Below are 24427 nucleotides of genomic sequence, written 5' to 3'. Positions count from 1 at the left end.
GGGGGCAGGAGCGGCATGGCGGTACGGCGGGACCTGGTCTTTGTCCTTGGCATGGGGCGTTGCGGAACGTCGGCGCTGACGCAGGTGCTGGCACTGTGCGGCGCGCGCCTGCCCGACGACCTGCTCGGCGCGAATGTCGGCAATCCGCGCGGGCATTTCGAACCGGCGGAGGCGCTGGCGCTGAACAACGGGTTCCTGGCGCAGTTCGGGCTGACCTGGTTCGATCCGACCCTGCGGTTGCAACGCGACACGACGCTGGACCCGGCGCTCGGCGAGGCGTTCATCGGTCAGATCGAGGCGTTCCTGCAGGACAATGCCGATCGGCCGTTGCTGGTGATCAAGGAACCGCGGATCGCCGGGCTGGCGGAATACTGGTTCGAGGCGGCGCGCCGCGGCGGCTGGACGATCAAGGTGATCGTGCCCGTCCGCCACCCGGTCGAGGTCGCGCGATCGCTGGCCGCACGGGACGGCATCGGCGAGGATTTCTCGTTCGCGCTCTGGCTGAAATACACGATGCTGGCGGAAGAAGCGTCGCGATCGGTGCCGCGCGTGTTCGTCGATTACGCGCATCTGTTGGCGGACTGGAAGCGCGAGGTCGGCCGCATCGCGAAGGCGCTCGACATCCGGCTCGACCGCCGCCGGACAAAGGCGGTCGCGGCGTTCCTGGGCGACGACATGCGCCATCATGTTGCGGATGCGGACGAGCCGATCGACAATGGTCTGGTCGCGATGTTCCACGACTGGCTGATCGCGGCGTGCGAGGACAAGGCGCCGGACCCGGGCGAGGTCGACCGGATGCGCGACATCTATTTCGATACCGAACGGCTGCTGCGGCGCGCGCTGGAGCAGCAGCAGCGGAGCGACGTGCCGATCGTTGTCCGACGTGCCCAGCCGCGCCTCCCGCCGTTGCTGGATGCGCTGATCAACGAGTTCAACGAGCAGGGCTATCTTGCCATGCATCCCGATGTCCGCGCGGCCGTGGCGGAGGGGCGCCATGCCTCAGGCCTCGATCACTGGATGACCTTCGGTTACATCGAAGGGCGGCGGTCGGCCTGATCCGGCATATCCGAAACGCTGCCGACCGCGGGCCCGGCGTCGGCCGGACCCGCGGTCCGGGTCAGCCGCGCTGGGCGACCTTGCGCAGATAGACGCCGTAGTCGCTCTTGCCGTACGCATCGGCGGTGCGGGTGAGCGCGGCGAGATCGATGAAGTTCATCTCGTAGGCGACCTCTTCCGGGCACGCGATCTTGAAGCCCTGACGCTTCTCCAGCGTGCGGACGAATTCGGCCGCCTCCAGCAGGCTGTCCGGCGTGCCGGTGTCGAGCCAGGCGAACCCGCGGCCCATGATCTCGACCGACAGCTTGCCCTTTTCGAGATACATCTGGTTGAGGTCGGTGATCTCCAGCTCGCCGCGCGCCGACGGCTTGAGGTTGGAGACCATGTCGACGGCCTTCTCGTCGTAGAAATAGACGCCGGTCACCGCCCAGTCGGAGCGCGGGCTGTTCGGCTTCTCCTCGATCGACAGCGCGCGCATGTCGGCGTCGAATTCGACCACGCCGTAACGCCGCGGATCGTCGACATGATAGGCGAAGACCGTGGCGCAGTCGGTCCGGTTGACCGCGCGTTCGAACATCGTCGTCAGCCCGTGGCCGTAGAAGATATTATCGCCCAGGATCAGTGCCGACGGCTGCGACCCAACGAAATCGGCACCGATGATATAGGCCTCGGCCAGGCCTTTCGGCTCTGGCTGCACCGCATAGTCGATGCTGATGCCCCATTGGGACCCGTCGCCGAGCAACGCCTGGAACGACGGCACGTCGCGCGGCGTGGAGATCAGCAGGATGTCGCGGATACCGGCCAGCATCAGCGTCGACAGCGGATAATAGATCATCGGCTTGTCGTAGATCGGCATGAGCTGCTTCGACGTGACGCGCGTCATCGGGTGCAGGCGGGTGCCCGAGCCCCCGGCCAATATGATGCCCTTCATCGGTTCGTCTCCATTGCGGCGGGTTGGGCGGGCACGAGATCCTGGACGATCGCCCGGATCGCGGGACGCCAGGGTTGCGGTTCGATGCCGTAATCGCGTGTCAGCCGAGCGGTCGACAGCCGCGAATTGGCCGGGCGCCTGGCGGGCGTGGGATAGTCCGCCGTGGTGATCGCATGGACAAGCGGACCCGGACGGCCGGTGATCGCGGTTGCGGCGGCGAACACCTCGCGCGCCAGATCGCACCAGCTGGCCGACCCGGCATTGACGAAATGATAGGTGCCGGTTGGCGCCGCAGCGTCGGTCAGCATCCGTTCGATGATCGTGACGATCGTGGAGGCGATGTCGGTGGCCGACGTCGGGCAGCCATATTGATCCGACACGACGCGCAGTTCCGGCATCGTCTCGCCCAGCCGCAGCATCGTCTTGATGAAGTTCGCGCGGGTGGCGCTGACCACCCAGGCGGTGCGCAGGATGACCGAGCGCGGGTTGCCGGTGCGCACCGCGATCTCGCCGGCCAGCTTGCTCGATCCGTAGACGCCGAGCGGGGCGACCGGATCGGTCTCGCTATACGAGCCCCCCGCCGTGCCGTCGAAGACATAGTCGGTCGACACCTGCACGATCGGGATGCCGGCCTTCGCACTGGCGGCGGCGAGCAGCGCCGGGCCGGTCGCGTTGGCGGCCCAAGCGGCGGCGATATCCTGTTCCGCCTTGTCGACCGCGGTGTAGGCCGCGCTGTTGACGACCGCGTCGGGCTTCTCCTGCTCGAACCAGGCCGCGATCCCCGCGGCGTCGGTCAGGTCCAGTTCCGCGCGGGTCGGGCACAACAGGGTGACGTGCGGGCTCCACTTGGCGGCGGCGAGCGCGAGGCCGAGCTGGCCCGCGCCGCCGGTGACGAGGATGCGCACCGCGCCGGGCATGGCGCTCATTTCCCCTTGCCGAGCCGGCCCGTGTCGTAACGCTGGTCGAGGATCGCCTGCCACCAGCCGCGATTGTCGAGATACCAGCGCACCGTCTTGGCGATGCCGTCCTCGAACGTCTCGATCGGTTCCCAGCCGAGTTCGGCGCGAATCTTCGACGCGTCGATCGCGTAGCGATGGTCGTGGCCGAGCCGGTCGGTCACGAACCCGATCTGGTCGGCATAGGGCTTGCCGTCGGTGCGCGGGCTTTCGCGGTCGAGCGTCTCGCAGATCGTGCGGACCACATCGATGTTGCGGCGCTCGCTGTTGCCGCCGACATTGTAGGTCTGACCCGGTGCGCCCTGTTCGAACACGCGGCGCAGCGCACGGGCGTGATCCTCGACATACAGCCAGTCGCGGACGTTCGATCCGTCGCCATAGACCGGCAGCGGATCGCCGGCGAGCGCGCGGATGATGATCAGCGGAATGAGCTTTTCGGGGAAGTGATACGGCCCGTAATTGTTCGAGCAGTTGGTGATCAGCGTCGGCAGCCCGTAGGTTTCGTGCCACGCGCGGACGAGATGGTCGGACGCCGCCTTCGACGCGGAATAGGGCGAGCGCGGGTCGTAGGACGTCGTCTCGGTGAAATAGCCCTCGTCGCCGAGCGAGCCGAACACCTCGTCCGTCGAGATATGGTGGAAGCGGAACGCGGCCTGGCCCGCCTCGTCCAGCGCGCGCCAGTAGCCGAGCGCCTGCTGCAGCATGTTGAACGTGCCGACGATGTTGGTCTGGATGAATTCGCCGGGGCCGTCGATCGATCGGTCGACATGGCTCTCGGCCGCCAGATGCGCGATGACGTCCGGGCGGAACTCCGTGATCGCGCTGCGCACTGCGTCCGCGTCGCAGATGTCGCCCTGGATGAAGCTGTAGCGCGGGTCCGCGTCGATCGGCTCGAGCGACGTCAGCACGCCGGCATAGGTCAGCTTGTCGAAATTGAGGACCTCATGATCGCTGTCGCGGATGAGATGACGAATGAGTGCGGAGCCGATGAAGCCCGCGCCCCCGGTGACCAAGATACGCATGAGGATCCAATCAGTCGTTGAGGGTGCCGAGCGGCACGCCGTCATAGTCGAAGGGGCTGTCGAAATCGGCAAGCGACGGCAGGACCATGTCCTTGGCCGACAGCGCGGCGCCGGCGGGCGGCAGCGGCCAGTCGATCGCGATGACGGGGCAGTCCCAGCGGATGCCGCCCTCGGTTTCGGGCGCGTAGACGTTGGTCACCTTGTACGCGACCTCGACATCCGGTTCGAGCGTGACGAACGCATGGCCGAACCCGACCGGGATCCAGAGCTGGTCGCCAGTCTGCGCATCGAGCCGCGCGGACAGATGCTGGCCATAGGTCGGCGATCCGCGCCGCAGGTCGACCGCATAGTCGATGATGCTGCCCCGCACGCAGCGGACGAGCTTGCCCTGCGCCATCGGCGGCTTCTGGAAATGGATGCCGCGGATCGTGCCGGTGTGGACCGAATAGGACTGGTTGTCCTGTACGAAGGTCTCGGCGATCCCCTCGGCGGCCAGCTTGTCCGCGCGGTAGGTTTCGGAGAACCAGCCGCGATCGTCACCGAACCGGCGGGTGTGGATGAGGCGGACGGGCGAACCGGTCATGCCGTGGCCCGATCGGGCAACGCGGGCTGGCGCACCGCGGCGGCGCACCGATATCGATTGCTTCGTTCCATTCAAGCACCTCCCGTATGCCGGGTTTCCCCGACCTTCCCCGATCGTGCCTCATGGCCTCTGCCGCCTATCCAGTTCAACGGGATCGGGCAACTGATTGCCGACAAGGCATAAGTCTTTAGTCGTCCCCCGCCAGAACTGAGGCGGCGCAGACGATGTGGTAAAGACTGCTGAGACGAGCCGGTTCCGCCATGGGGTGGCCATCGATATCGAGATGCTCCCACCACGATCCGCGCACCGGGTGATCGAAGAACCGCAACAGCCCGCGAGTCGCGGCGGCCGCGGCGGCCTCGGCACGATCCCGCTCGACCGCGTCGCGCGCGATGCCGGCAAGGGCGACATGCGCCTTGATCCGTTCGGTCTGCGGCCAGAGCCGGAGGAGCGGATCGCGGACCTGCAGATCGGGCGTCAGTTCGTTGACGGCGAGGTGCTGCTCGGTCGACACGCCATGCGCCTCCGCCAGATCGACCAGCCGGCGTGCGGCGGCGATGGCATCGGGCCGGTTGCGCAGCGTGCCCCAGCGGATCAGCAGCCAGGCCCATTCGAACTGATGCCCGGGTTCCACCACGTCCATTTCCGGCGTGTCGATGAACCGCCAGTCGCCGTCATAATATTCGCGGAGCGACCCGTTCGCGGGATTGATGAACCGCGCCAGTGCCAGTTCGGCGAGCGTATCGGCGAGCGCGTCCCAGCCGCTGTCCGGATCGATCGCCGCCCAAGCGAGCGCCGCCTCGAACATGTGCATGTGCGGATTGGCCTTCAGCGGCAGCGTGCGCGGCATCGCTTCCTCGAACCCCGCATCGGGGTGCGACCAGCCGGCTACCATCCGGTCGCGCAGCGTGCGGGCCCGATCGCGCAGGCCGTCCGGGTCCTCGCCCGCGGCGGCCGCGGCGGCGAGCCCGAACAGGACGAATGCCTGGTCGTACAGGTCGAAGCCGGCCTTCACGATCGTGCCGTCGGGGGCCACCGTCGGCACCACGATGCCGTCGGGATCGACCAGATGACGATCGAGGAACGCCAGCGCGTGCCGCATCATGGGCCGCGCGCGGTCGCCCCAGCCGAGCCGTTCGGCGGCGGCGAACACATAGACCTGACGCCCGGCGACACGCGCGCGACGCGGGTCGCCGATCGGCTCACCGGTCGGGGTGAAGCGTTCGAAGAAGCCGCCATGGACCGGATCGACGCCGACATCGACCGCGAACGGGAGTGCCGCGTCGAACAGCCAGCCGCGCAGATCGGCGAACGCGTCCGAGTAGAGCGTCATGCAATGTCCTTCAGGATTGAGCCAGGATGCCGGCGACGAAGTCGTGCAGGTTGCCGCCGGAGAACAGGTGCCCGGCGACGCCGGCGGCGCGGGCCGCGGCCATGTCGCTCGATTTGTCGCCGATCATGAAACTGCGCGTGCGGTCGACGGGCCAGGCGTCCATCAGGTCGAGCAGCATGCCGGGTTCCGGTTTCCGCCAGGACGACACGCGGCGATAGGCGGGGTCGGTGACGTCGGGGTGATAGGGGCAGTGCCGCTCGTCGTCGATCCGCGCGCCGGCCGCGGCCAGCGTCTCATGCATCGCGCGGCGCAGCTCGAAATACGCGTCCTCGCTGAACAATCCGCGGCCGATGCCCGACTGGTTGGTCGCCACGAACACATGATAGCCGCGCGCGTTGAGCAGCCGGACGGCGTCGGCGGCGCCCGGCATCCAGACGAGCCGGTCGATGCTGCCGATATAGCCGTCGTCGATGTTGAGGACGCCGTCGCGATCGAGGAACGCCGCGGGTTTCGTGATTGCGGTCATGAAGGCATTCCCGCCGCCGGCGACGCGCCGAACAGACGCGGTGCATCGGGACGACCGGGGACGGCGCGCTGGACGATCCGGTCGACAATGAGATGATGGAGCGGTTCGGAGCGCCCGGCGAATATGGTGGCCAACGACGTCTCCGGCACATGCAATCCAGGCGATATGCCCTGCGTGGTGGTCACGATAGGATCGTCCCCGCGTCCGCGCAACCGAGCGGTGGGCGTGGCCGGACCGGCAAGACGGCCGTGCCGTGTTGGGACATCCTGTCCGTCGGGCCCGTCCGGCAGCCGCCGCGCAGCGCCCGATCGGGCGCGATCAGGCAGCGGGGAGGCGGAGATATTCGCTGATCGCGCCGAACACCTCTTCCGGCTTGATCAGTCTGATGCAGGCGAAATCGGCACCGCATTCCTCCGCGTCGTGGAAGATCAGGCAACCGGCGCACGGCACCCGGCGGGTGATGATCTTGCCACCCAGTTCCTGCCCCCATTCGGCCGAATTGATGCGGTTGGTAAACAGCGTGACGACATTGGCACCGCGGAGCGCCGCCAAATGCTTCGGCCCGGAATCATTGCCCACCATCGCGTCGCAGAACGAGAGGATCGCATCCAGATCGTCGAACGGCAGCCGCCGATCCAGCAAGACGAAGCGGCCTGACGCCAGGAGATCGGCGGGCAGCGTCGCGCGGGTGTCCGCATCCTCCGTCAGCAACACGACCTTGTGGCCGGTCCGGTCCAGGATCATCCGCGCCAGCGCCGGGTAATGCGGCCAGCGGCTGAACCCGATACGCGCGCCGGCGTGCAGCACGACGTAGCGTTCGTCCGGGTCGATCCCGTAAGCGGCCAGTTGCGCGCGCGACAATTCTGGACGGCGCATGACCGTCGCGTTCGTGCGGGTCGCCACGCCGAGCGCCTCGACCATCGCCAGCATCTTTGCCGAATGGGGGACGATGTCGAGATTCGTCAGCGGATCATGCGTGTTGAACACGAAATTGGCCGACAGCCATGACCATTCGGACCCGCCGAAACCGAGCGTGAAGCGCGCCGCGGCCAATTGCAGCAGCGGGCGCGAGACATCGGATTGCGCCAGGTCGAGCGCGATATCGAATGCGTAGGGCACCAGCCGCGCGCGGAGCGCCTCCTGCGCGTCGAGCGGCATCAGCCGGCGGCGTTCGACCGGATCGTCCGGGAAATCGACGACGATGATCTCGTCGAACACGTCCAGCGTCCGGGCGAACGCCTCGTTCGCGATCGTCAGCAGGCCGACGATATGGGCGTCCGGAAACAGTTCGCGCAGCCGCCGCATGGCGGGGATGGACGTCACCATATCGCCGAGCTGGTCGGTCCGCTGCACCAGGATATTGCGGGGCGGGGTGGGCAACAGGCTGCGGTCCGCCGGGCGGACCACCGATTCGCGTGCGTTGACGCGTTCCCTGACGGACCGCGGATCGGGCCGGGGGATCTCGATGATCGCATCGGACCTGGGGTGGTCGGCCTCGATCAACGGGTCCGCCACCACGACGCGGTCGTGATGCGACAATGTCTTGCCGGCGATGTCGAAGAACCGCAGTTCGATCGCGTAGCGCCCGTTGGTGAACGTCGCGAAATCCATCCAGATGTTGAAGACGTATTTCCGCCGGCGGTCCGGTTCGATCTCCAACGCGATATCATATCCGCCCTGCACCGGACCGCGGTGGATCGTCAGGCCGTTCATGATGATCTGGAGATAATCGATCGGCGTGTCCGAAATGACGAACCCGTGGATCGCCTCCACCCCGCGCAACGTCGTGCTGTCGCCCCAGAAACTGGGTTCGCGGTGCCCGAGCCGTTTGACCTGGACATGGTTGGCATGCGCGGAAAGCATTTCGGTGCTGCTGCGCGGGGCCAGGCTGGGCGCCAGCCCGGCGACATCGCGACCGAGGCGCATCGACGCGAGCGTCGCGTCGTCCGGTTCGTCTTCAGCCAGTTGCTGCGCGTCGAGCGGCGGCGCGCCGACGGGACGGTTCGCGCTTTGCCCAAGCCAGCCCGCCTTGGTCAATTTCGCCAGTTCCGTTTCCGGAACGGACCAGCCGGGTCTCAACGCCATTGCCTTGATATAGCTGGCCTGGGCATCGGGCAGCCGGCCCGACAGCTTGTGGAGGTGCCCGACCTGGAGTTCCAGCTCGGCATCGCCGTCGCGCAACTGCCGGGCGGCCAGATAATGCGCTTCGGCCTCGGCATAGCGGCCTGCGTCCTTCAGCATGTTGCCGCACTGGATCTGCGCGCGGCGATCGTTCGGCGTCAGACGCAGCGCTTCCTGGTACAGGACGGCGCTTTCGGCGAACCGCTGTTCACGCTTGGCCGCGCGGGCACGGGTGATCAGGGCGTTCGCGAGATAGGCGGACTTCAACTTGTGCAGGCCGAGGGCTTTCAGAACGGGCACAGGATATCCTTCGTCAGCCGACGGCGCGGACCGGGCGATCGGTCGCGCGGCGGGTCGCGGCCGGGCGAAGCCGATGCCGGCCCGCTATCATGTCGCGTTCTTGCGGATGATGATGCCGAACGAATGCGGGCCATCATCGTCCGGATCCGAATACATGTTCAGCTGCGCGATCTCGTGCTTCCCGCCGACCACCGCGAGCGAGAGCTGCGCGAGGCGATTGCGATCGAACGTGCCGGGGGCCAGCTCCTGCCCCAGCTGATCGCGCCCGATCTGTGCGGTCAGAATATGGACCGCCATGCCGCCGGGCTTCAGATACTCGATCGAATCCTCGACCAGGTAGATCAGGTCGACCGGGTTGGACAGGACGTCGCACAGCCCCAGCGACCAGAGGAAGTCGTAGCTGCGCATGACGCTGGGCGGCGGCAGTGCGACCGGGCTTTCATAGCCGTCCTTGGTTTCCGCACCGTCCTCGGACGGCTGTGCAGGCTTGGCGGCGGCGGCGAGCGCCTCGGCCGACGCGGTGGTGCAGCCGAGCCCGTTCAGCGCCCTGGCCATCACATCATAATCGCGGCCGAAGCCGAGGCCCGTCCCGCCGGCATCGATGACGCCGAACGCCTTCAGCACGTTCAGTACGAACACGGGCTCCCACTGGAACCGGTCTGCCGGATCGCTGAACCCCAGCACGCTTTGCCATTCGCGGAACGTGGGTTCCTTCAGCTGCGCCGACGTGCAGGCCTGCGACATCGGCTTGGCCAGCTTGACGGGGCGGTTGGTGACGAGCGTCGCGACGTCGCGCATGCCCTTCGCGCGGTACTCGTTCCGGTCGGACGCGACCACCGGCTTGCCCGCGCGGCCCGGATAGTTGCGGCAGGTGACCGTCAGCGACTTTCCGACCGCATCCGACGGCGTGCCGGTCCGCGCCAGGATGGCGTAACGGTAGCCCTCCTGCACCTCGAACGCGATCGATGCCTTGCCCCCGCTGGCGGCCAGCGTGCGGAGCGAGAAATCGTCCTTCAGAACGAGGCCGAGCGCCTCGGTCCGGATCTCGAACGAATGGACCGACACCATCATCCGGTCCTTGCGGGACCGCAAGCCGACGAAGGTCAGGTCCGCTTCGACCAGGCCGGGCGTGAAATCGACGTAGAATGTATGGAAGATGTAGAACGGGTCGGCCGGTTCCTCGTCGCGGTTCAGCCCGCGCACCGCGCTGACCGCGTCGCCGAGATAGCCGAACGGATCGAGCTCTACCTCAATGACCGGTTCGCCGGCGTCGTCGTTCGTCTCGCTGGTCATCGTCATGGTGTATCGAACCCGTCGCCTCGCGTCGTCGCGCCGCCCGCAGCGGCGTGGCCGTGCGCGACGCTCCTATCTGCCTCGCACCGGTTTAGCCACCCCGCGCCGCCCCGTGCGGTCCGTCGCGATCACAGCAGGTCCGTCACCGCGGTGAAGACCTCGTCCACACGGATCCCGCTGAGGCAGGCGAAGTCCTTGCCGCATTCCTCCGGTGCGTCGTGGATGCCGCAGCCGGCGCAGGGCACGCGGCGGCTGATCACGACGCCGTCGCCTTCCTGGCCCCACTCGTTCCAGTTCAGGCGTGCCATGTGGAGGCTGACGACCTTCGCACCGCGCAGGGCGGCGAGGTGCTTCGGCCCCGAGTCATTGCCGACGAACACCGCGCAGAAGGACAGGAGCGCGTCGAACGTCTCGAACGGCATCCGGCCGCTGACCGCGTGGAACCGGTGGGATGCGACAAGGCCGGCGGGTAGGTCGCCGGCGGCGATCGGATCGTCGGACAGCAGCACGACATGGTGGCGGGTCTCCGCCACAATCCGCTCGGCGAGTTCGGAATAGTGCCGCCACCGGCTGAACGCGAGCCGCGCGCCGGCGTGGAGCACGATGAACGGCGTGTCGCCGCCCAGCCCGTGATCGGCGAGCATGTCGCGGCGAAGCGCTGGGTTGGGCGCGACGGCGGCGTGGCCGGACAGGATGCCGCCCAGCCAGTCGACCATGGCGACCAGCCGCGCCGAATGCGCCGCGGTTTCATGGCCGTTGACCGGATCATGCGTCGCGCCGGTCGCGTCCGCCGACAGCCACACCGCCTGTTGCGAGCGGAACCCATAGATGAACGGCGCGCCGGACAGCAGCAGCAGCGGCCGCGAGACGGCGCTTTCCGACAGGTCGATCGCGACGTCGAACGCGTAGGGCCTCAGCCGTTCGCGCAGCGCCTGCTGATCGCCGAACGCCATCACGCGGCGGCCCTCGGACGGATCCTCCGGGAATGTCGCGACTTCGATCGCATCGAACAGGCCGAGCGTCGCGCCGAGCCCGGCATTGGCGGCCGACAGCAGCCCGACGAGCCGAGCGTCCGGGAACAGCGCGCGGAGCCGGCGGATCGCCGGGACCGACACCACCAGATCGCCGAGCTGGTCGACACGCTGCACCAGGATCGCGCGCGGCGGGTGCGGCAGCAGCGTGCGGGTGGCGGCGCGGACGGCGCTGGGCCGCGCGTTCACCTGATCGTCGACGCTGCGCGGGTCGGTAGGATCGATCGACACCAGCCCGTCCGACCGCGGCAGATCGGCCTCGGCCTGCGGTGCCGCGATCACGACCTGAAGGCGGTGGAACAGCGTGCGGTTGCCGACGTCGATGCAGCGCACCTCCACCTCGTACCGGCCATGCGTGAAGCCGGAGAAGTCGTGCCAGATGTTGAACACATATTTGCGCTGGCTGGGCGCCCCGCCGCGCAGATCGTGCGCGCTCGGCACCTCCGTCCGCACGACCGTGCCGTCGACGACGATCCGCACCTCCACGATCGGGACGGGTGAGATCACATGGCCGCGGATCGCCTCCACCCCGCGCAGCGTGCGCATCGTGCCCCAGCGGCTGCGTTCGCGGCGCGCGCCGAAATGGCGGACCTGCAGGCCGTCGCGGAACGTGCGGCGCACCTCGGGTTCGCCGCGCGGCAGCAGTTCGGGCGCCATCCGGTCGAAATCGACGGACTGGTCCGCGGGGGCGGCCCCACCGTCGCTGCGCACGGGGCGATCGTCATAGGCACTGCGCAGCGCGGCCAGTTCGTCGGCGGCGTCGGACCAGCCCGGACGCATCTCCAGCGCGCGTGCATAGCTTTCGATCGCCTGATCCGGGCGACCGGACAATTTGTAGAAATGGCCGAATTGCAGCGCGAGGTCGGCATTGCCCGGACCGAGGCGGTCGGCGGTGGTGTAGTGCGCCTCCGCCGCGTCGAAATCGCCGGCTTCCTTGTACATGTGCCCGGTCTGGATGTGGATGCCGGGCAGCCCCGGCGTGAACTTGATCGCTTCCTCGTACAGGATCGCCGCGGCCAGATAGTGCCCCGCGTTGCGCGCCTCGGTCCCGCGTTTGTAGAGCCGGTGCGCGATCTTCGCGGAGGACCCGGCGGGGATGACGAAGCGTGCGGCGCGCCAGAGCCGGGCCGAACCGAACCGCGTCACCACCGGCCGTCCGTCCCGCGGCAGGAGACGGTCAGGTGCAAGGGCAGGGCGGGGGATGGCGGGGTTCCGAACATATCCGATGGCGGATACCGGGCCGGTCCGGGTCCGTCCAGCGGCGGCGCGTCACCGCGGTGCTGGAAAGACGCGCACCCTTGGCGTAGGGACTGCGACCATTCCGGCGGAGGGGGGCGCCGGAAGCGACGGCGCGGCGGAACGGTTTGTCGTTCGCCCGCGTCTTGTGGGCAAGGAACCGGCGATCGCCGGTCATGCGAAGGTGAGTAGACGTGCTTAATTCCGCGGTTGGTTCGCCGGTCCAGATCGACGGCCGTGACTGGATCCAGACAGCCAACGACAGGGGGCATGCCGTCTATGGACCCTATCTCCAGTTCGAACCGGGCCGTTACGTGGTCGAATTCGCGCTCGCCCCGCTCGATCATCAGCAGTTCAACAAGGATTTCCGCTGCGCGGTGATCGATGTCGTCGCCGGCACGGGCACGAAACAGATCGCGCGTCGCGAGATCCGGCTGTCCAACCTGCAACAGGGGATGGCGCGGTTCGTCCTGCCGTTCACGTTGAAGGAAACGCAGCGACTGGAGTTCCGCGTCTGGGTGAACGGCAAGGCGCCGCTGCTGGTGGCGGACGAGCGGCCGGTCGTGAGGGTGACCTCGCCCGAGGCCGATCCTGCGCAGGTGGTGGCGGAGGCGCGTTTTCCCGAGCCGGACGATCAGGACGCGCCCGAGTTCTTCGTCGCGCACCGCGAGGAGTTGCGCCAGTTGCACCGCGACGGGGCGGCCGTGCGGATCCTGGGCGACAATGTCGTGCTGCGCGTTGACAATGTCTCGTTCTTCGCCCGGACGCGCGACGATTTCAATTTCGTGGGCGAGGTGTTTTTCCGTAACGCGTACAACATCTTCGCCGATGCCGAGCTGTGCGTCGTCGATATCGGCATGAACATCGGGCTGGTGTCGATGATGTTCGCCGCCAAGCCCAATGTGCAGGAGGTTCATTCCTTCGAACCGTTCCGCGCGACCTTCGATCGTGCGCTCGCTAATTTCGCGCTGAACCCGGACTTGTCGGAAAAGATCACGGCGCACAATATCGGCCTGTCCGATCATGACCGGGACGGGACCATCGCAGTGTCCGACGTCGATGCGTCCGGATCTATGTGCATCGTCCCGATGCCGGGCGGCACGCCGGTCCGCGTTTCGGTGCGCGATACCGCCACGATGCTGCGCCCGGTGATCGAACAGGCGCGCGCCGCGGGTCGGAAGATCGTGCTGAAGGTCGATTGCGAGGGGTCGGAGTTCGCGGTGTTCGAATCGCTGGAGAAGGCCGGGCTGCTCGACCAGATTTCGGCGTTCATGGTCGAATGGCACCGGATTTTCGACAGCAAGACGCAGGCCGATCTGGTCGCCCCGCTCTTGCGGCGCGGTTTCCTAGTGTTCGACCAGAGCCCGCCGCATTCCAACGGCTTCTTCTACGCGGTACGGATGGCGGCCTGACGGGTCGCGATCGGTTCCTTCGTTCGTCCTCGTCCTCAATATGATCGGTGCCGCATGCAGACGCTTCTGGATCTCTTCCCCAAATGCAAAATCGCCGTCGTCGGCGATGTCATGCTCGACTGCTACATCACGGGGGACGTGAACCGGATCTCGCCGGAGGCGCCGGTGCCGGTCGTGCGCGCGCGGTCCGAGCGGATGGTGCCGGGCGGCGCGGCGAACGTGGCCGCCAACCTGGCGTCGCTTGACGTCCATGTTCGCCTGGTCGGGATCACGGGGCAGGACGTGGCGCGCGATCAGCTGATCGCCAAGCTGTGCGAGATGGGCGATATCGAATGCGGCGGGCTGGTCGCCGCCGGGGACCGCCGGACGACGCAGAAGCTGCGCATCATCGGCGCGCATCAGCAGATCGTGCGGATCGATCATGAGGATGTCGGGATCGACGATCCCGCGCTGGACGATGTCTGCATCGCGGCGGCGCGCGACGCGATCGATGCGGCCGACGTCGTGATCCTGTCGGACTACAACAAGGGCGTCTGTTCCGACCGGCTGGTGCGCGCGGTGATCGACCATGCCAATGCGGCGGGCAAGCCGGTGCTGATCGATCCGAAGCGGCGCGACCTGACCATCTATCGCGGCGCATCGATCCTGACGCCGAATCGCAAGGAATTGTCCGACGCGACCGGCCTGCCGTGCGAGACGGACGCCGAGGCCGCCGCCGCGGTGGCGCAGGCGCAGGCGGCATGCGGTGCGGCGATCCTGCTGACCCGGTCGGAAAAGGGCATGTCCTTCTACCCGGTCGACGGAGCGCCGTCGCACATGGCGACCGTGGCGCAGGACGTGTTCGACGTGTCGGGTGCCGGCGATACCGTGATGGCGGTGCTCGCGGCGTCGATCGCGGCGGAGCTGTCGATCGCGGAGGGGATGCGGCTGGCCAACCACGCGGCGGGCATCGTCGTGTCGCACATGGGCACCGCCAGCGTGACGCGCGACGAACTCGTCGCGTCGCTGGCCGCCGATACGGTCTCGGCCTCGGTCAATGATGGGCGGTTCGTCGATCTCGACAGCGCGGTGGCGCTGCGCTGGAGCTGGGCGAAGGAAAAGCTGACCGTCGGGTTCGCCAACGGCTGTTTCGATCTGCTCCACCCGGGCCATGTCTCGCTGATCCGGCAGGCGGCGGCCGGCTGCGACCGGCTGATCATGGCGCTGAACACCGACGATTCGGTCCGCCGGCTGAAGGGCCCGACCCGCCCGATCCAGGACGAAGCGGCGCGCGCTGCGGTGATGGGCGCGATCAAGGGCGTGTCGGCGGTGGTGCTGTTCGGCGAGGATACGCCGCTCGAGCTGATCACCGCGTTGCAGCCCGACATCATCGTCAAGGGATCGGACTATACCGAGGATCAGGTCGTGGGGGCCGACATCGTCAAGGCGCGCGGCGGGCGCGTGATGCTGATCGATCTGTCGCAGGGCCACTCGACCTCGCGGATCGTCGCGGCGGCGCAGGCGGAGTGACCAAGCTGGCCGGGCGGGCGGCGTATCGCCGATCCCGCCCGGTCGTCCGGATCAGCGCGTGACGGCGCGCGCGGTAACCAACGGCGAGAACAGCTGGTTGATGATGTTGACGAGCTTCGCCGGCTGGTTCGCAGCGGCGTTGGCGATGTAGATCACGTCGCGGTCGCGCATCGCGAAGCGTTGCGCCACGAAGTAGCTTTCCGGCTTCAGCATGTTCAGCTGATACACCTGCGGCGGCCCGGCATCGGGGGCGTCGGGGATACCGTCGTAGCGGAACAGGAACACCGCGGCCGGATCGGCCTGGACGTCGTTCGGTCCGCCGACACGCGCCAGCGCCTCGGCCAGCGACACTTCGCCGGTTTCGAAATTGACTTGCGACACCTTGGCGGTGGCACCGAACACGTCGAACGTGCGCGGGCGGCGGATCAGTTCGACCCGGTCGCCCGGGATCAGGAACAAATCGTCCGGCGTGCCGGACCGGATGAAGCCGAGCCGCTGTTCGACGATGCGCCCGTTGCGCGAGAAGCGGATGAGCGTGTCCTCGGACGTGCCGACCGACCCGCCCGAGGCGGCAATCGCATCGAGCAGCCGTTCGCGCCCCAGCGACAGTTCGAGCCGGCCGGGCCGCCGGACGTCGCCGGAGACATAGACGGTGTTGGCGATGTTCGTCTTGATCGACACCAGCGCCTGCGGGCTCTGCGACTTGCCCTTCAGCCCCTGTTCGATCAGGCGCTGCACCTCGAACGGCGTCAGGCCCGCAACGCCCAGCCGGCCGATATAGGGCAGCCGGATCGTGCCTTCGCGGTCAACGACCATCGTCGGGAACGTCTCGCTGCGCGCGGACGGATCGAAGCCTTCACCCGCCACGCGTGTGACGGCACCACCGAACAGCGCGACGCCGACCTCGTAGATGCTGATCGTCAGAACGTCGCCGGGCCCGATCGTATCGGTGCGCGCTTCCTGCGCCAGTTGCGACAGCGTCGCGACGCTGGTCCGGCGCGTCGTCTCCTCGCGCCGCAACCGGTCCACCGTCGCCGCGTCGAGCGGGACGATCGCGAACTTGATAAGCCCGCTCGATGCTTCCGCGCCGCGCCGGATCTGCCGCTCGGTCGGGCCGCTGGAGGGCAGGGTTGCGCACCCCGCCAGGACCGATGCCATCGCGATCGAGGAGAAAACGGAACCGCAGCGCGGGAACGGGGAATTCGGCATGTCTGTCGGAAACCTCAAAAATCGATCCGGACGGGAAAGGACGACCGGGACGTGCCTGTCAAGATGCGCGTGCCTGAAGCCGCTGATGAACTTCTACCGCCTCCCCGATCGTGTCGTACATGACCAGGCTGCCCCCGTACACGACGGCCCCGCGAGTCGTATAGGCAAGCAGCGTGCCGGTGTCGTGCGACGTCATGACGAGCGAGGCGCGGTTGCGGCGGTCCATCAGTTCCGCCTGCGAGCGCGCGCGAAACCGCTCGTCGCCCGCCGCCGTCACTTCGTCGATTAGATAGCAGTCGAAGTCGATCGCGAGCGAAATGCCGAACGCCAGGCGCGCGCCCATGCCGGCCGAATAGGTCGAGACCGGCTGTTTGAAATACGGCCCAAGCTGTGCGAAATCCTCGACATAATCGAGCAGTTCCTCGGTGTCCCGACCGTAGATCCGCGCGATAAACCGTGCGTTGTCGGCGCCGGTCAGGCTCGACTGGAACGCGCTGCCGTAGCCGAGCGGCCAGGACGTGCTCATGCGGCGCGTCACGGTGCCGGTGGTCGGCGGTTCGACGCCCGACATCAGCCGCAGCAACGTCGATTTGCCGGCGCCGTTCGCGCCGCAGATGCCGAGCGATTCACCCTTCTGCAGGACGAAGCTCAGGTCGGAGAGGACGAGCTTCTCGAACTTGCGGACATGGTAGGTCTTGGAGACATTCTGGAACTGGATCATTGCGCCTGGCCACTTCGGAAACCGGTGCCGTCGGAGGCAACTTGGGGACGGTCTTAAAGCTATGGACGCACCGCGCCAAGCCGTAGATGACATGGGCGATGCACCGGGTACCCTCGTCCTTTCCGCTCTGCGTCGACGGGCGCATGCTGGGCGCGGGCGGCACGGGGGTTTCGCGCTATGCCGCGTCGCTGGCCGCGACACTGCCGATGATCGGCGGGCGGCCGATGATCCTGCGCGACGATGACGACGGGCCGGTCGGACGCTGGCTGACCGCCGCATCGCCGCGTGCCGTCGCGGTGCGGGTTTGCGGAGCGCCGGATGGAGGCGGGGCGGAGACGCTTTATGCCCGCCATGTGTTCCGCGCGGCGCAGGTCCATTTTGGTCTGTATGGGCGGATGTTGCGGATGCAGCCCGACGTCCGGCCGGGCCTGATCCATTGGACCTACCCTGTGCCGATCCGGATGGCGGGCTGGATCAACGTCTATACGGTCCACGACGTCATCCCGCTCGAGCGGCCTGAGCTCGCGCGGACCGATCCGACGCGGCTGGCGGCGGTCCTGACCCGGATCGTGCAGGCGGGAGACCGGATCGTGACGGTGTCGGAGGACGCGCGCGCCCGCATCGTGACGCAGCTCGGCTGCCCCGCGGGTCAAGTCGTCAACTGTTACCAGGCGGTCGATGCGGCGCCGGCGTCCGTGCCCCAGCCGCTTGCTGGAGGTGTCCTGCCGGGGGGCTATTTCCTGTATTGCGGGCTCGACGAGCCGCGCAAGAACCTGCCCCGGCTGATCGACGCGTACCGGCGGAGCGGGGTGGCGCAACCGTTGGTGCTGGTCGGTCCGGACTTTTCGAACACCCTAAGGGCGGACGGGGCGGGCATCGTCCGGCTGCCCTATCTTCCGGCGGACCGGCTGGCCGATCTGGTCGCCCACGCCACCGCTCTGCTGTTCCCGTCGCTGGACGAGGGGTTCGGGCTGCCGGCGGTGGAGGCGATGGCCGCCGGCACGCCGGTACTGACATCGTCGACCGGTGCGCTGGCCGAAGTGGCGGGCGGGGCCGCGCTCGGCGTCGATCCGACCGACGCGGGCGCCATCGCCGCGGGGATCGCCCGACTTGCCGGCGATGCCGGGCTGCGGGCGCGGTTGAGCGCGGTGGGGCGACTGCGCGCCGAACGCTTCTCCCGCGCGCGGTTTGCCGCCCGGTTGCGCGCTGTGTATGCGGATGGCATCGCGCGATCCGCGGGCCGCTGACCGGCCGCGCATAATCGTGCGGCAGGATCGCGGTGCCGTCCGGCGCGGCCGGAATGGAACGACATGACGCTCAGCATCGGGATCGACGGCTATAACCTCGCGCTGCCGGGCGGGACCGGGGTGGCGACCTACGGGCTGACGCTCGCTCATGCGCTGCGGGCGATGGGGCATGAGACGGTCGGGCTGTTCGGGCTCGACGTGCGCGGCCCGGTCGACGGGCGCGAGGTCCGATTCTTCGATACGCTGCAACGACCGCCGACCGATCGTCGGAAAGGGCTGGCCTTCGCTGCGCGCTGGACGCGGGAGGCGATCCGCCCGTTCGCGCCGATCGCGCTCGATCCGGTCCCGCTGACCGACCGCGTCGACAAGGCCGCGTTCGCCGACAGTTTCCCGCGGTTCGACCGGCTGGTGTCGCGCACCCGGCTGTTCGGCATCGCGCACCGTCATTATGCGCGGACCGGCCGGTTCGTGACGGTACGGACGCCCGATCCGCCGCAGATCATGCACTGGACCTATCCGGTGCCGATCACGCTGGAGGGCGCGCGGAACGTCTACACCATCCACGATATCGTACCGCTGAAGTTCCCGCACGCGACGCTGGATCACAAGGCGCATTACCAGGCGCTGCTCCGCGACTGCATCGCGCGGGCGGACCATATCTGCACCGTGTCGGACGCCAGTCGCCGTGACCTGCTCGAGTGGTTCCCGCTCGATCCGGCGCGCGTCACGAACACCTATCAGGCGTTGCCGCCGGCGTTCCGGACGCCCGCGGCCGACCCGGCGGAGGACGCCGCGATCGTCGAGGGCAGCTTCGGCCTGCGTCACCGCGGCTATTTTCTGTTCTACGGCGCGGTGGAGCCCAAGAAGAACGTCCAGCGCCTGATCGAAGCCTATCTGTCGACCCGCTCTGCGACGCCGTTGGTGATCGTCGGACGCCCGTGGGGACATGAGTCCGCGCGGCAGGTGCCGAACGGGTCGATCCCGGGCGTCCAGGCGAGCCCGGCGGTGATGCAGATCGACTATCTGCCGCAGCGGATGTTGTTGCGGCTAATTCGCGGCGCGCGGGCGGTGTCGTTTCCGTCGCTCTACGAAGGGTTCGGCCTGCCGGTGCTCGAGGCAATGGCGCTCGGTACGCCCGTCCTGTCGTCGACCGCAGGCGCGATCCCGGAGGTCACGGGCGATGCCGCGCTACTGGTCGATCCGCACGATATTTCGGCGATCGCCGAGGGGCTGAAGCGGCTCGACGGGGACGACGCTTTGCGTGCCCATCTTGCGGCAGAGGGCAAAGTGCGTGCGGAGCTCTTCTCCGACGCTGCCTACCGCGACCGGCTGGCGGCGCTGTACGCCAAGGTCATGGTCTGACCTGTCGGGGGCGGCGACTTCAACCGCCGCCCCTGTCGTGTAATTGTTAAGCGACGTGCTCGCGGACGCCCGCGGCCAGCAGCCAGCCGATGCCATAGGCAATCAACAGACCCAGGATTACGGTCAGCACGATCCGGCCGCGCTCGGGATATTCCGACTTCACCGGCTTGTTCGGCTCGACGATGCGGACAAGGTAGAGCTGCTGGCGCGATGCCTGCTCGCGCGCCTTCTCCAGGTTCGCGGCAGCCGCTTCGTAGCGCTTGGCCGCGAAATCCTGCCGAACTTTGAGGTCCTCGTAGCTTCCGAGGCTGGACGCGATCGTCGAGTTACCGCCGGTCAGCTTGCCGGACTGCAACGCAAGTTCACGCTCCAGAGAGCTGACGCGCTGCGCCAGCGCCTGATATTGCGGGCTGCTGGTGCTGATCATGCTGCGCATCGCCGACAGCTGCGCACGCGCCGCACTCAGACTGGCGGTCATCGTCGACACCATCTGGATCTGCGCCGCGCCGGTTCCGGCCGGGTCGATGTCCTGGCGGGTCTGGCGGAAACCGGTCATCCGGTTCTGGATCTCGGCAACGCCAGTCTCGGCCTCGGCCAGCTGCGCGCGGGCGGACGAGACGGCGTCGCGGTACGTCCGCTGGTTCAGCTGATTGACCTGCTGCTCGCCGAGCGTGAGCAGGCTGCGGATGATCGCGTAGGAATCGTCCGGCCGGAAGGCGCGGACGCGCAGGCGCGAAATGCCGGTGTCGCGGTCATATTCCACCGTGACCTTCTGGTTGTAATATTTCTCGAGCGTTTCCGGGGTCGGGTTCGCGGGCCGCAGGATCGAGATCGCGTCGACTTCCGGACGGCGGAAACGCTCCACCAGGCCGAGCCGCTTGCGCAGGATCTCGATGACCTCATGCGACTTCAGATAGTCGGAGACGCCCATCGCCTCGGACTGCGAAGAGGTGATGCCGCCCGCCATGCCAAGCATCGCACCGAGCCCACCCGCGGACGCCCCGGCATTGTCCGAGGACCGGATCACGAAATCCGCCTCTGACTCATACTGGTTGGACGCGATCCCGTAATAATAGGCCGTGACGAGCAGCCCGGGCAGCAGGACCACCAGCGCGAACATGCGATGCTTGACCAGCCAATGCCGGAAGGCCGTCATCCGGGACTCCGGCCGATGATCGGTCCGGTCTGCGACGGGGGCGATGAAACCATGCATGTTCATAAATCGGTAAGTACCTTGGTTTCTGACGAATGGCCAATGTCGTGGTTAACGCGCCATCATGGGCGGGCCGTTGCGATCAGTGCAGATGGATCCGCTCGCGCGACGTGTTCATCAGCAGCAGGCCGAGCAGCGTCGTCACCATGCAGAAGCCGGTCAGATAGGTCATATCGACATATTCCAGGTTCATCCCGGGGAACATGCCGTAACGCGCCATCTCGAAGATGTGCGGCAACGGGATCCATCCGAGAATATCCCGGTAATATTTCGGCAGCCAGGCCATCTGGTAGAATGACGCGGAAATAGGAATGGTGAAGTAGGTGAATGGGTGAACAAGCTTCTCAAGCGCCGTGTTCTCGTAGGTTCCGGCCACGATCATGAGCGAGAGCGCCGTCGATATCCAAAGCATGTATCCGATGGCCATGATCAAGTAGAGCGGCCGTACGGGGAAGCCGACATAGCCGAGCGAGATGACGATGATCAGCAGCACCAGGAACGACAGGAACGTCCCGGCCCCCTCCAGGATCGCACGTGCGATCGTGACGTCGAACATCGTCACCTGATGGTGGTAAAGCAGGGGGACATTGCTTTCGAACGCCCCCTCCGACCGGTTCACAATCCCGCGGAACATGATGAAGATACAATAGCCGACGACCGTGAACGCAACCGCGCTGACGCCGTCATGCGCCGGCGAACCGCTGTGCAGCAGCGCGATGACGCTGCCCAGCATCAGCGGTTCTGCGATCATCCACAGATAGCCGATATTGTCGCGCCCGTAGCGCGTGTGCATTTCGCGCAGGATCAACGCGCCGATGACGCGGATCTGGACGGCAAGACCGGCCCAGAGCGACGGACGAGGCGGTACGGTGAAGGTCGTGCTCATATCGAAACCGCCGATATCAGATCGTGAAGCCGGGCGATATGATCTTTCCAACCAGGTCTTTGCCAGGTCGTCAGGCGCTCGCGTTGCGCCTCCGCCTCCGGGCTCTGGAGGTCCGCATAGGCCAGGATGGCCCGGTGCCACGCCGGTCCGTCGAGCGGATCGAGGAAGGTCGGCACGCCGCCGCCGGCTTCGCGGAGCGAGGGCAGGTTGCTGCACACCACCGCGACGCCCAGGTCGAGCGCCTCGGCCACCGGCATGCCGTAGCCCTCCGCAAAGGACGGCATCAGCAGCCCGTTCGCGTTCGCCAGCAGCGCGCGCGCCGCCTGGTCCGACAGGCCGCCATGTTCCTCGACGCAGCCGACCAGCGCGGGGCAGCGTTCGAGCATGTCGACGATCTGTTCGTTTTCCCAGCCCCGTCGGCCGATCAGCACGAGCTTCGGGATCGCGGCGGCGCCGTGGCGCTCCGACATCTGCCGCCACAGGTTAAGCAGCAGCAGGTGATTCTTGCGCGGCTCGATCGTCCCCATCGAAACGAAATAGGGCCGGGCGTCCTCCCCGATCGCCCGGCGGACCGGCCGGTGCCCGTCATGCGTGCCGAGATGCGCCACGCGGCAGACCGGATCGACGCCCAGCCGCGCGATCCACGGGCGCAGCGAGGCGAGCGTCGCATGCGAGTTCGACATGATGCCGTGTGCGTGACGCAGGATCGTCTCGATCCGCTGACGGTGCTGGTCCGCGCCGCCGGCGCGCGCATATTCGGGATATTCGAGCGGGATCAGGTCATGGACCAGGCAGACGAAGCGCGCATTTTCACGGCGCAGGATCGTCTGGACCAGCTTCGGATTGGTCAGGTGATGCGGCGAGGACTGGACGTAGACCGCAGGCGCGCCCGGGGCGGGCGGCGGTACGGGGCGCGGGCGGAGGAGATTGAGCACGTCGACCGCGGACCGCCGCATCGCCCAGGGGCCGACGCGCCCCTCGGTTTCCCAGCGCGTCTCCGTCCGGTCCAGAAAGCGCAGGACGGCGTCCGCCGGCAACCGGCCGTAGATCCCGGTCGGGTGGACCGCGGCGAAATCCAGCCGGTCGCCCGCGGTCTCGATCAGCCCACGGGCATAGGCCATTTCCACGCGGTCCACCCCCGTCGGGGTGACATGCAGCACCCGCGACAACAGCCGCGACATGTCGAGAATGATCTTGGGCAAGTCAGGCAATAGGGTAAGCCGTGATTATCCGACCAGCGTGGCGGCATCGACCGCCGCGGCGTCCGGCAGCGTCCGGCGGGTGAGCCGCGCGACGGAACCGCTGATCAGCAATTGCAGGCCTTCCTCGCTCAGGAAACCGCCGCGGATGAGGCAGCGGTCGAGCAGGACGCGGCAGAACGCGTCCCAGATTTCCGGATCGGGCGCCAGCGGTTCGCACCAGAACCCGTCGAGCGAACCCTGATGGGTGATGCCCGGCACGTCGTAGACCGCATGGCCGAGCACGATCGTCGGCACGCCAACCCCAAGCGACAGCGTGCCGGTCGTGCTGTTGATCGTCACCAGACCGCGCGCGCCATCGACGAGTTGCGCGATGTCGCCTTCCTCAAGGAACAGCAGCCGGTCCGAAATGCCGAGCCGCTTCGCCGCGGCGAGCGCGAGCTTCCGCCAGGCGATCAGCCCGTTGTCGAGCGGGTGCTGTTTGACGACCAGGGTCACGTCGGCCGGCGCCGCGCGCGCGAAGCTTTCGATCACATAATCCATCGCGACGCGCATGTTGCCAAACGGCGAGTGGATGCGGATCTGGTGATCGGAATTGAGCTGGAGCGGGAAGACGAAATAGGGCTTCTCGCCGACCCGGGCGAGCATTTGCGCGGACCGTTCGCGCGCGGTCTTCGCGGTACCGAACCGTTTAAGCCAGCCCAGCCCTTCGACGATCACCATGCCTTCGCGGTGCGAGCGATATTGCCGGAAACGCCAGCTCTGCAGCACGCTCTGCGTGTAGTAGGACAGCGCCTCGCTCGCGCGCCGCTTGAAGCTCGACGCGACGCCGGGATAGGTCGGCAGCGGCGGCAACGTGCGCGCCGCCTCCAGATACCAGTCGGGATCCTTCGACAGCGTCGAATTGCCGTTCACGCCGTCCACTTCGAGCGTGACCCAGTCGGGCCGGATATAGCCTTCCTCGAACACGTGGATGCGCAGGTGGTTGAGCTTGGCGATGCCGTGCGCCGCGCTGTGCAGCGGGCGGCAATCGCCGAACAGAATCAGGTCCGTCACCGCGTTGGCCTGGACGAAATCCTCGAAGAAGCGCGGCCAGTCGTCGAGCGACCCGCGGAAATCCGCCGCGCCGGACGGCCAGGACCGCCGGTCCCCACCGTTGAAGTTGATGCGGTGGACGCCGTGGCCGAGCGCGGCAAGCGCATCGCCCAAGCGCGCGAAGAACGGGCCGGGCGGCCCCTGCAGGAACAGGAAGCTGCGTGGCGCCGGTTTGATATGCTTCAT

Annotated in this window: 21 protein-coding genes; 5 read left to right on the top strand and 16 right to left on the bottom strand. The window is 67.4% G+C overall.

Annotation, left to right across the window (positions count from 1 at the left end; translation table 11 throughout):
• The first annotated feature begins 15 nt into the window (after positions 1–15).
• On the top strand, positions 16–1056 hold the full coding sequence (locus ACFSGX_RS16860) for a sulfotransferase family protein (protein WP_380931461.1): 1041 nt from the start codon (positions 16–18) through the stop codon (positions 1054–1056).
• Positions 1057–1117: 61 nt separating this feature from the next.
• Here the strand turns inward: ACFSGX_RS16860 and rfbA are convergent, their stop codons facing one another.
• The 10 genes from rfbA to ACFSGX_RS16810 all read right to left on the bottom strand — a co-directional run bounded on the left by rfbA (position 1118) and on the right by ACFSGX_RS16810 (position 12298).
• Positions 1118–1987 carry a glucose-1-phosphate thymidylyltransferase RfbA gene (gene rfbA / locus ACFSGX_RS16855; protein ID WP_380931460.1) on the bottom strand — a complete coding sequence of 290 codons (870 nt, stop codon included), beginning with the start codon at positions 1985–1987 and terminating at the stop codon, positions 1118–1120.
• Positions 1984–2913 (bottom strand): dTDP-4-dehydrorhamnose reductase, encoded by a 930-nt coding sequence (gene rfbD / locus ACFSGX_RS16850; protein WP_380931459.1) that lies wholly within the window; start codon positions 2911–2913, stop codon positions 1984–1986. The genes rfbA and rfbD overlap by 4 nt, the downstream gene beginning before the upstream one ends.
• On the bottom strand, positions 2910–3965 hold the full coding sequence (gene rfbB, locus ACFSGX_RS16845; RefSeq protein ID WP_380931458.1) for a dTDP-glucose 4,6-dehydratase: 1056 nt from the start codon (positions 3963–3965) through the stop codon (positions 2910–2912). The genes rfbD and rfbB overlap by 4 nt, the downstream gene beginning before the upstream one ends.
• Before the next feature lie 10 nt (positions 3966–3975).
• A complete protein-coding gene (rfbC, locus tag ACFSGX_RS16840; RefSeq protein ID WP_380931457.1) occupies positions 3976–4548 on the bottom strand; it encodes a dTDP-4-dehydrorhamnose 3,5-epimerase in 573 nt (190 codons plus the stop codon).
• 187 nt (positions 4549–4735) lie between these two features.
• Positions 4736–5881, bottom strand: a complete 1146-nt coding sequence (locus ACFSGX_RS16835; RefSeq protein WP_380931456.1) for an AGE family epimerase/isomerase — start codon at positions 5879–5881, stop codon at positions 4736–4738.
• Positions 5882–5891: 10 nt separating this feature from the next.
• Entirely contained in the window at positions 5892–6407 is a 516-nt protein-coding gene (locus tag ACFSGX_RS16830) for a D-glycero-alpha-D-manno-heptose-1,7-bisphosphate 7-phosphatase (protein WP_380931455.1), read from the bottom strand.
• Complete coding sequence (locus tag ACFSGX_RS16825; RefSeq protein WP_380931454.1) at positions 6404–6592, bottom strand: hypothetical protein; 189 nt, start codon at positions 6590–6592, stop codon at positions 6404–6406. Before ACFSGX_RS16825 ends, ACFSGX_RS16830 begins: the two co-directional genes overlap by 4 nt.
• A gap of 133 nt (positions 6593–6725) precedes the next feature.
• A complete protein-coding gene (locus ACFSGX_RS16820) occupies positions 6726–8828 on the bottom strand; it encodes a glycosyltransferase family 9 protein (protein WP_380931453.1) in 2103 nt (700 codons plus the stop codon).
• A gap of 87 nt (positions 8829–8915) precedes the next feature.
• Positions 8916–10121, bottom strand: coding sequence for a hypothetical protein (locus ACFSGX_RS16815; RefSeq protein WP_380931452.1), 1206 nt, complete (start codon positions 10119–10121; stop codon positions 8916–8918).
• Between the two features lie 128 nt (positions 10122–10249).
• Complete coding sequence (locus ACFSGX_RS16810; protein ID WP_380931451.1) at positions 10250–12298, bottom strand: glycosyltransferase family 9 protein; 2049 nt, start codon at positions 12296–12298, stop codon at positions 10250–10252.
• A gap of 284 nt (positions 12299–12582) precedes the next feature.
• Between ACFSGX_RS16810 and ACFSGX_RS16805 the strand changes: the two genes are divergently transcribed.
• Positions 12583–13800 (top strand): FkbM family methyltransferase, encoded by a 1218-nt coding sequence (locus tag ACFSGX_RS16805; RefSeq protein ID WP_380931450.1) that lies wholly within the window; start codon positions 12583–12585, stop codon positions 13798–13800.
• A 54-nt stretch (positions 13801–13854) separates the two neighbouring features.
• Positions 13855–15309 (top strand): D-glycero-beta-D-manno-heptose-7-phosphate kinase, encoded by a 1455-nt coding sequence (gene rfaE1, locus ACFSGX_RS16800; RefSeq protein WP_380931449.1) that lies wholly within the window; start codon positions 13855–13857, stop codon positions 15307–15309.
• A gap of 51 nt (positions 15310–15360) precedes the next feature.
• On the opposite strand, the gene ACFSGX_RS16795 is transcribed toward rfaE1, so the two are convergent.
• Together ACFSGX_RS16795 and ACFSGX_RS16790 are read right to left on the bottom strand one after the other, a co-directional pair.
• Complete coding sequence (locus tag ACFSGX_RS16795) at positions 15361–16467, bottom strand: polysaccharide biosynthesis/export family protein (RefSeq protein ID WP_380931448.1); 1107 nt, start codon at positions 16465–16467, stop codon at positions 15361–15363.
• A gap of 109 nt (positions 16468–16576) precedes the next feature.
• On the bottom strand, positions 16577–17239 hold the full coding sequence (locus ACFSGX_RS16790; RefSeq protein ID WP_380931447.1) for an ABC transporter ATP-binding protein: 663 nt from the start codon (positions 17237–17239) through the stop codon (positions 16577–16579).
• 98 nt (positions 17240–17337) lie between these two features.
• Between ACFSGX_RS16790 and ACFSGX_RS16785 the strand changes: the two genes are divergently transcribed.
• Entirely contained in the window at positions 17338–18486 is a 1149-nt protein-coding gene (locus ACFSGX_RS16785) for a glycosyltransferase family 4 protein (protein WP_380931446.1), read from the top strand.
• Positions 18487–18549: 63 nt separating this feature from the next.
• Positions 18550–19848, top strand: coding sequence for a glycosyltransferase family 4 protein (locus ACFSGX_RS16780; protein ID WP_380931445.1), 1299 nt, complete (start codon positions 18550–18552; stop codon positions 19846–19848).
• 46 nt (positions 19849–19894) lie between these two features.
• Here ACFSGX_RS16780 and ACFSGX_RS16775 read toward each other — a convergent pair whose 3' ends face one another.
• The 4 genes from ACFSGX_RS16775 to ACFSGX_RS16760 form a co-directional block, all read right to left on the bottom strand.
• On the bottom strand, positions 19895–21004 hold the full coding sequence (locus tag ACFSGX_RS16775; RefSeq protein WP_380931444.1) for a KpsE/RkpR family capsule polysaccharide export protein: 1110 nt from the start codon (positions 21002–21004) through the stop codon (positions 19895–19897).
• A 139-nt stretch (positions 21005–21143) separates the two neighbouring features.
• A complete protein-coding gene (locus ACFSGX_RS16770) occupies positions 21144–21947 on the bottom strand; it encodes an ABC transporter permease (protein WP_380931443.1) in 804 nt (267 codons plus the stop codon).
• Positions 21944–23149 (bottom strand): glycosyltransferase family 4 protein, encoded by a 1206-nt coding sequence (locus ACFSGX_RS16765; RefSeq protein WP_380931442.1) that lies wholly within the window; start codon positions 23147–23149, stop codon positions 21944–21946. The genes ACFSGX_RS16770 and ACFSGX_RS16765 overlap by 4 nt, the downstream gene beginning before the upstream one ends.
• Positions 23150–23173: 24 nt before the next feature.
• Entirely contained in the window at positions 23174–24427 is a 1254-nt protein-coding gene (locus tag ACFSGX_RS16760) for a capsule biosynthesis protein (RefSeq protein ID WP_157175993.1), read from the bottom strand.

Source organism: Sphingomonas arantia (assembly GCF_042682045.1).
GTDB classification, from domain to species: domain Bacteria; phylum Pseudomonadota; class Alphaproteobacteria; order Sphingomonadales; family Sphingomonadaceae; genus Sphingomonas_R; species Sphingomonas_R arantia.
Note: the sequence above shows the minus strand (reverse complement) of the source record. Positions and strands in the feature narration are given on the sequence as shown.